This is a genomic window from Terriglobus sp. YAF25, assembly GCF_052113305.1.
Taxonomy (GTDB): Bacteria; Acidobacteriota; Terriglobia; order Terriglobales; family Acidobacteriaceae; genus Terriglobus.
Genome location: NZ_JBFRCY010000206.1, coordinates 1 through 6,388 on the forward strand (window position 1 = coordinate 1; position 6,388 = coordinate 6,388).

The 6,388-nt window shown below is 59.2% G+C and carries 5 protein-coding genes; 2 read left to right on the forward strand and 3 right to left on the reverse strand.

Going from position 1 to position 6,388, the window contains the following annotated elements:
• A partial coding sequence (locus tag AB4043_RS10560) for a tetratricopeptide repeat protein (protein ID WP_442307020.1) occupies positions 1 to 935 on the forward strand: 935 nt, incomplete at its 5' end.
• 109 nt (positions 936 to 1,044) lie between these two features.
• On the opposite strand, the gene AB4043_RS10565 is transcribed toward AB4043_RS10560, so the two are convergent.
• Complete coding sequence (locus tag AB4043_RS10565; RefSeq protein ID WP_442299603.1) at positions 1,045 to 2,112, reverse strand: dihydrodipicolinate synthase family protein; 1,068 nt, start codon at positions 2,110 to 2,112, stop codon at positions 1,045 to 1,047.
• An 83-nt stretch (positions 2,113 to 2,195) separates the two neighbouring features.
• On the opposite strand from AB4043_RS10565, the gene AB4043_RS10570 reads away from it, so the two are divergent.
• Positions 2,196 to 2,687: a hypothetical protein gene (locus AB4043_RS10570; protein WP_442299604.1), complete on the forward strand. Its 492-nt coding sequence runs from the start codon at positions 2,196 to 2,198 to the stop codon at positions 2,685 to 2,687.
• 65 nt (positions 2,688 to 2,752) lie between these two features.
• Here AB4043_RS10570 and carB read toward each other — a convergent pair whose 3' ends face one another.
• Positions 2,753 to 6,040: a carbamoyl-phosphate synthase large subunit gene (carB, locus tag AB4043_RS10575; protein ID WP_442307021.1), complete on the reverse strand. Its 3,288-nt coding sequence runs from the start codon at positions 6,038 to 6,040 to the stop codon at positions 2,753 to 2,755.
• 13 nt (positions 6,041 to 6,053) lie between these two features.
• On the reverse strand, positions 6,054 to 6,388 hold a 335-nt coding region (locus AB4043_RS10580), incomplete at its 5' end, for a hypothetical protein (RefSeq protein ID WP_442307022.1).

Sequence of the window (6,388 nt, forward strand, 5' to 3'; positions counted from 1 at the left end):
GCTCCCTTTTCGTCCCTCCAGCGTTCGCCGTGAATAAAGACATGGTGCAACTGCAGACCCAGGTACAGGCGTTGCAGGACGCCGTCGCACGGCTGCAGCAGGCCAATGACGAGCGCATGGGCGTCCTGCGGGACCTGGTGCAGCAGACAGCCGACTCCGTCAACCGCATGTCTGTCACCGTCGATGGACTGCATAAGCAGGTCACCGCCAGCGCCGAAGCCCAGAGCGGCAAATCCGACCAGATCAACGGCCAGGTGCAGGCGCTGAACGATGCTCTGGACGAATTGAAGGCTCGTCTCGGCCGCATGGAAAAATCGCTGACAGACGTTCAGAATCAGCAACAGTCCATCAATGCGAAGCTGGATAACGGCGTACCTTCCGGTGGGAATACCGCGGCGCCTTCGGGAACAAATCCGGCCCCCGATATGACCCCATACACGCCTCCGGCGCCGGTGGTTCCTTCGCGGAAAGGCAAGCCCGGCCCCGGAACGCCGATGACTCAGACACAGCCGGCAGATGTTCCCGCCGCCCAGCCGGTGGCCGACGCAGCGCCGCCTGTGGCTGATCTCTACCAGACTGCGTATGGGGACTACGTTGCCGCCAAATATGCTTTGGCATCAGCGGAGTTCAGCCGGGTTATCCAGTACTATCCGGACAATGCCCTGGCTGGAAACGCGAACTTCTACCTGGGCGAGATCGACTATCGTGCCGGGAAGTTCCCTACCGCCATCAAGTTCTATGACAAGGTGCTGGAACAGTATCCGGGGAACAACAAGACAGCCCTCTCTCACCTACATAAGGGCTACGCATTGATCGCCACCCGGCAGGAGGCTGCCGGAGCCCGCGAGCTGCGTGCGCTGATTGCCCGCTACCCTGGCACGCCGGAGGCGAACCAGGCCAAGGCAAAGCTGAACGGACTGAAGGCTAGCCGCTAGAGCGTTTTTCCTGTAGGTGCAGAGCAGAGCTTCCGCATCTATGGGCGTTTTCCGCAATGAAAATGCCACTGCACGTCTCTTCGGGATACCCAGCAACAAGGAAAATGCTCTAACTACGGATTCCGTACATCCGGCGCTCTATCTCTGCCCGCTGGTCAGCGGTGAGCGGCAGACGTGGCAGACGCGGCTTTCCGCCGTAATATCCCGTCAGCTCCGCAGCATACTTCACACCGGCGATCCCCAATCCCCCGACAATCTCAGCAGCAGGCGCAGCGATGCGGGTCTGCTTCTCTGCAGCCAGTTTTGGGTCGCCGTCTTTCCAAGCGGCATAGACCTCATGGCATGCCTGCGGCGCGCTGGCCGTAAAGGTCGTCAAAAGTCCCTGTGCTCCGGCCGCCAGGGCATCGACCATGCCGGCATCTGAGGAGGAAAGGACCTGGAAGCCTACGTTGCGCGTGCGTGTCTTGAGTGCCGGCTTCGGTGGAGCAACCGCGACAGCAGCGCCTCCATCCGCCAGACTGCCGGCGCTCACAAAGGTTGCAGCTCCCGAACTCTGCGTTGCCTGCATCCGCCCCGTTACGGCAGAGAATATTGGAGTGACCACGACATCGCGACGGGGAGCTTGGGCTGACGCAGCAATTACGGCCGCGATATTGCTGGCCCCACTCACGATGCCAAAGATTCTGGCATGGAGCGATAGCCGTGAAACCTCTTCCGTGGTGAGTGCTGATTCKGGGTCGAAGATTACGACAGGAAGTTCGCTGGCATCTGCGACGGCGCTGAAGTACACCGACGGTTCGACCGCAGGAACGCGAACCAGAGCCACGTCGTAACCAAGGCCTGCCGCGTAATGGATCAGATCGAGTGTGGCAGCTACAGCAGAGCGGCTAACACCAGCCCAAAGGACTTTCTCAGGAGCAGCAGCGCCCACAGCCGCCGCCAGCACATCCCGGGTCTCGGTATCATCCAGCATCTCCGCTTCGCCCGGCCCGGCGAGAATCGCGATGCCGGCGGCAGGGGTCATGGAATAGCGCGCTACATTGTGCTCCAGCTTACGCAGGTATACGCGGCCATCGGAATAAAACGGAGTGGTGGCAGGGATATGCAATCCATCGAGCAGCATGGCTTTTATTTTAATGCGCTTTATAGCGGTTGACGGCATCAAGAGCAATACCACGAAAGGCTATTTCCATCGCTTCCCTCGATGTCGTACCGTGTATGGAAGCCAAATAGATCATTCGGGAGACGAAAGCTCGCTGCATGGCAGAAGACATCGAAGATGTAGGGGGGAAGTCTGCAACGGACCTTGGGTTTGAGGCCCTCTGGTTTGCAGTGCACACATTCCTGGCATTTCTTGTGGTTGTTGTGGTGGTCAGTGTCTTCGGGCTGTCAAAGCCCGATCCAAATGCAACCCAACCGAAGCTGCTCTGTACAGCTGTTATCTTTCTGGCAGCTATCATCACCGGCTTTGCGACCTCAAAGGTGACGAAGAACGAAGTCGCACGCTACATCTGGATCGCCGGTTTGCTGATGTTTTCGATTCTGTGCGTCTATGTTCTGGATCTTCCTACCGGGCCTGGGCTGTGCAACGGCTGCGGCGCACTGGAGAAGCTCTATCGGACCTTCTTCGACATCTCTAACCCCAGCGGCCTGATGGGCGGATATGGCTTCGCTGTCGGTAGCTGGATTCCCCTGTCGATGATCTCCTATTCGATCGGTGCGACGTTTGGTCTTCCAAAAGAAGAACTCTAAGTTTTCTGCGAAACAAAAGAGGCGTGAGCATTGTGCTCACGCCTCTTTTTGTAAAGTCTGGTCTGTTATGCCTGTACGGCTTCGCGCTCCGCATGCAGCGTCTGCAGCGCATTGACGTTGACCGAACCACCCTGGAGGGATTCGATTCCCTCTGCCGCAGCGCGTGCCGCGGCAATCGTCGTGATGGTGGGGATACGAGCCAGGACCGCGGCGCGCCGGATCGCCTTTTCATCGAAGAAGGTATCCTGCCCGCGCGGAGTGTTTACGATGAGCTGGATGCGATCACCCTTGATGTAGTCCACGACATTGGGACGGCCTTCCTTGACCTTGTAGACGCGCTCTACCTGCAGGCCGGCATCTTCCAAGACATCGGCCGTTCCGTGGGTTGCCACGATGTGGAAGCCCATCTCCCGGAACTGACGCGCAAGGTTCACCACCTGAGACTTATCGTGGTCGTTGACGCTGAGGAAGACGTTGCCCTTCTTCGGCAATACCTGTCCGGCGGAGATCTGTGCCTTGGCGAAGGCTTCGCCGAAGTTGTCGGCGACGCCCATGACTTCGCCCGTGGATTTCATCTCCGGTCCGAGAACCGTATCGACGCCCGGGAACTTGCCCCAGGGGAAGACCGGGCTCTTCACGAAGTAGTGACTTCCGGTTCCAAGGTCCTTGCCGCTGGCGAGCTGCTCGGGCAGCAGCTCCTTCAGTGTCTTGCCGATCATCAGGCGCGACGCAATCTTCGCAAGCGGGATGCCGGTTGCCTTGGAGACATACGGCACCGTGCGCGACGCACGAGGATTAACCTCGATCACGTAGACCTTGCCGTACTGGATCGCGAACTGGATGTTCACCAGACCGATGACATTCAGCGACAGAGCAAGCTTCCGCGTGTAGCTGCGGATGGTATCCAGCACCTCGGGCGCGATATCGACCGCCGGCAACACGCAGGAGGAGTCACCGGAGTGAATGCCGGCCTCTTCGATGTGCTGCATAATGCCGGCGATGATCACATCCTTGCCGTCGCAGAGAGCGTCGACGTCGACTTCGGTAGCGTCTTCAAGGAAGTGATCGATCAGTACCGGGCGCTCCTGCGAATACTCGATCGCGGTGCTCATGTACTTCACGATGGCATCATCGTCGTAGGCAATGACCATGGCGCGTCCACCGAGAACGTAGGAAGGCCGCACCAGCACCGGATAACCGACGCGGTTGGYGCCTTCGAGCGCCTCCTGCACCGAGGTTGCCATAGCACCCTGCGGCTGAGGAATTTCCAGCTCTTCGATCAGCTTGCCGAAGCGCTTGCGATCTTCGGCGAGATCGATGGACTCGGGAGAGGTACCGATGATCGGTACACCGGCAGCCTTCAGCGGGAGCGCCAGGTTCAGCGGAGTCTGACCGCCGAACTGAACGATCATGCCAACCTCTGCCCCATTTGCAGCCTCATGCTCGTAGACAGCCAGAACGTCCTCGTAGGTCAACGGCTCGAAGTAGAGGCGATCTGCCGTGTCGTAGTCGGTCGAAACCGTCTCAGGATTGCAGTTCACCATGATGGTTTCGTAACCATCATCCTTCAGAGCAAAGGCTGCGTGGCAGCAGCAGTAGTCGAACTCGATACCCTGTCCGATGCGGTTCGGTCCGGAACCCAGGATGATGACCTTCTTCTTTGCCGTCGGCGTTGCTTCATCTTCCTCGTCGTAGCAGGAGTAAAAGTACGGGGTAAAGCTCTCGAACTCGGCAGCGCAGGTATCCACCAGCTTGTAGACCGGAGTCACACCCAGCTTCTTGCGAAGGTTCATCACCTCGATCGCGCCGGCGCGTCCCTCGAGTCCCCAGCCAGCGGCAAGGCGCTCGTCGGAGATGCCCATGCGCTTCGCAGTGCGCAGCTCGTCTGCACTGATCTGGGCCGCCGGCTTTTCACTGACAGCCGTGATCTCGTCCACGACCTGCTTGACCTGGTAAAGGAACCAGGGATCCATGCCGGTCAGGCGAGCGACTTCGCGCACGCTCATGCCTCTCTCGAAGGCATAGCGAACGTAGTTGAAACGGTCAGGGTGAGGCGTAACCAGGCGCTGTGTCAGGCGGCGTGGCTCAATGTCCGTAGCGGTGGCCTTCTTGCCTGTCTCCAGCGAACGGACGGCTTTGAACATGGCCTCTTTGAAGGTACGGCCGATGGCCATGACCTCGCCGACGGACTTCATCTGCGGTCCAAGGCCTTCGTCCGCACCGGGGAACTTCTCGAACTGCCACTTCGGGAACTTCACCACGACGTAGTCGATGGTGGGCTCGAAACAGGCAGGCGTCGCCTTGGTGATGTCGTTCTTGATCTCATCGAGCGTGTAGCCAACAGCCAGGCGCGCAGCAATCTTTGCGATCGGGAAGCCAGTCGCCTTGGATGCAAGCGCCGACGAGCGCGAAACTCGTGGGTTCATCTCGATGACCGTCATACGGCCGTTCTGCGGATTGACCGCGAACTGCACGTTGCTGCCGCCGGTCTCGACACCGATCTCGCGGATGACCTTGATGGCAGCATCACGCATGACCTGGTACTCGCGGTCGGTCAGCGTTTGCGCCGGAGCCACGGTGATGGAATCGCCCGTGTGCACGCCCATCGGATCAAAGTTCTCGATGGAGCAGATGATGATGCAGTTGTCCTTGAGATCACGCACGACCTCAAGCTCATATTCCTTCCATCCAAGCACGCTCTCTTCGATAAGGCACTCGTGGACCGGAGACAGATCGAGACCGCGGGACAGAATCTCCATCAGTTCTTCGCGGTTGTAGGCAATACCGCCACCGGACCCACCGAGCGTGAACGAGGGGCGGATCACTGCCGGGAAGCCGATCTTTGCGGTGAACTCGAGACCGTCGCGCAGGTTGTTGACGAGCGCGGAACGCGGCATGTCCAGACCGATCTTGTTCATCGCATCCTTGAACAGGAGTCGATCTTCGGCCTTCTTGATCGCGTCGAGCTTGGCGCCAATCAACTCTACGTTGTAGCGCTCCAGAACGCCGCCATCAGCGAGGTCTACGGCGAGGTTCAAAGCCGTCTGTCCGCCTACGGTCGGCAGTACGGCGAACTTCCCTGCCTTGCCGCTCTCGGCAAGCATCTCGCTCTCCAGCCTCAGAATCTCTTCCAGGTAGGCGTAGCTCAGCGGTTCGATGTAGGTGCGGTCGGCAACCTCCGGATCCGTCATGATGGAGGCTGGATTGGAGTTCACCAGCACCACCTCGTAGCCMTCGGCCTTCAGGGCCTTGCACGCCTGGGTGCCGGAGTAGTCGAACTCTGCCGACTGGCCAATCACGATCGGACCTGAGCCGATCACCAGAATCTTCGCGATGTCATTCCTGCGTGGCATTGCGTCTCTCTTCCTAACTCAGCTTGTCGGCGCAGGGCACTGCCTGCGCTGTCATCCAACGTGTGGCCGCATTCAGCTCGTTGAGGTAGCGGCCTTTTTCTTCGGGGTTATTCATCGTCTCGCGCACCTGCTCCCCGGTGATTGCGCGAGCCTTGTAGTAGTGAACTGTTTTGAGGCCTGTCTCTGTCTCGCCTTTCAGCGGAAGTTCCGCTTCGGCGACCCAGTAGCCCCAGTAATGTAACGAAGCCTGAAGGGACTTCAGATTTCCGGCCGTGTCGTAGTGGTACTCATACATCACGTCACGGTTGCGCTGAAAGCGGCGCAGCTTGACTCGTTCCACCATCGTTC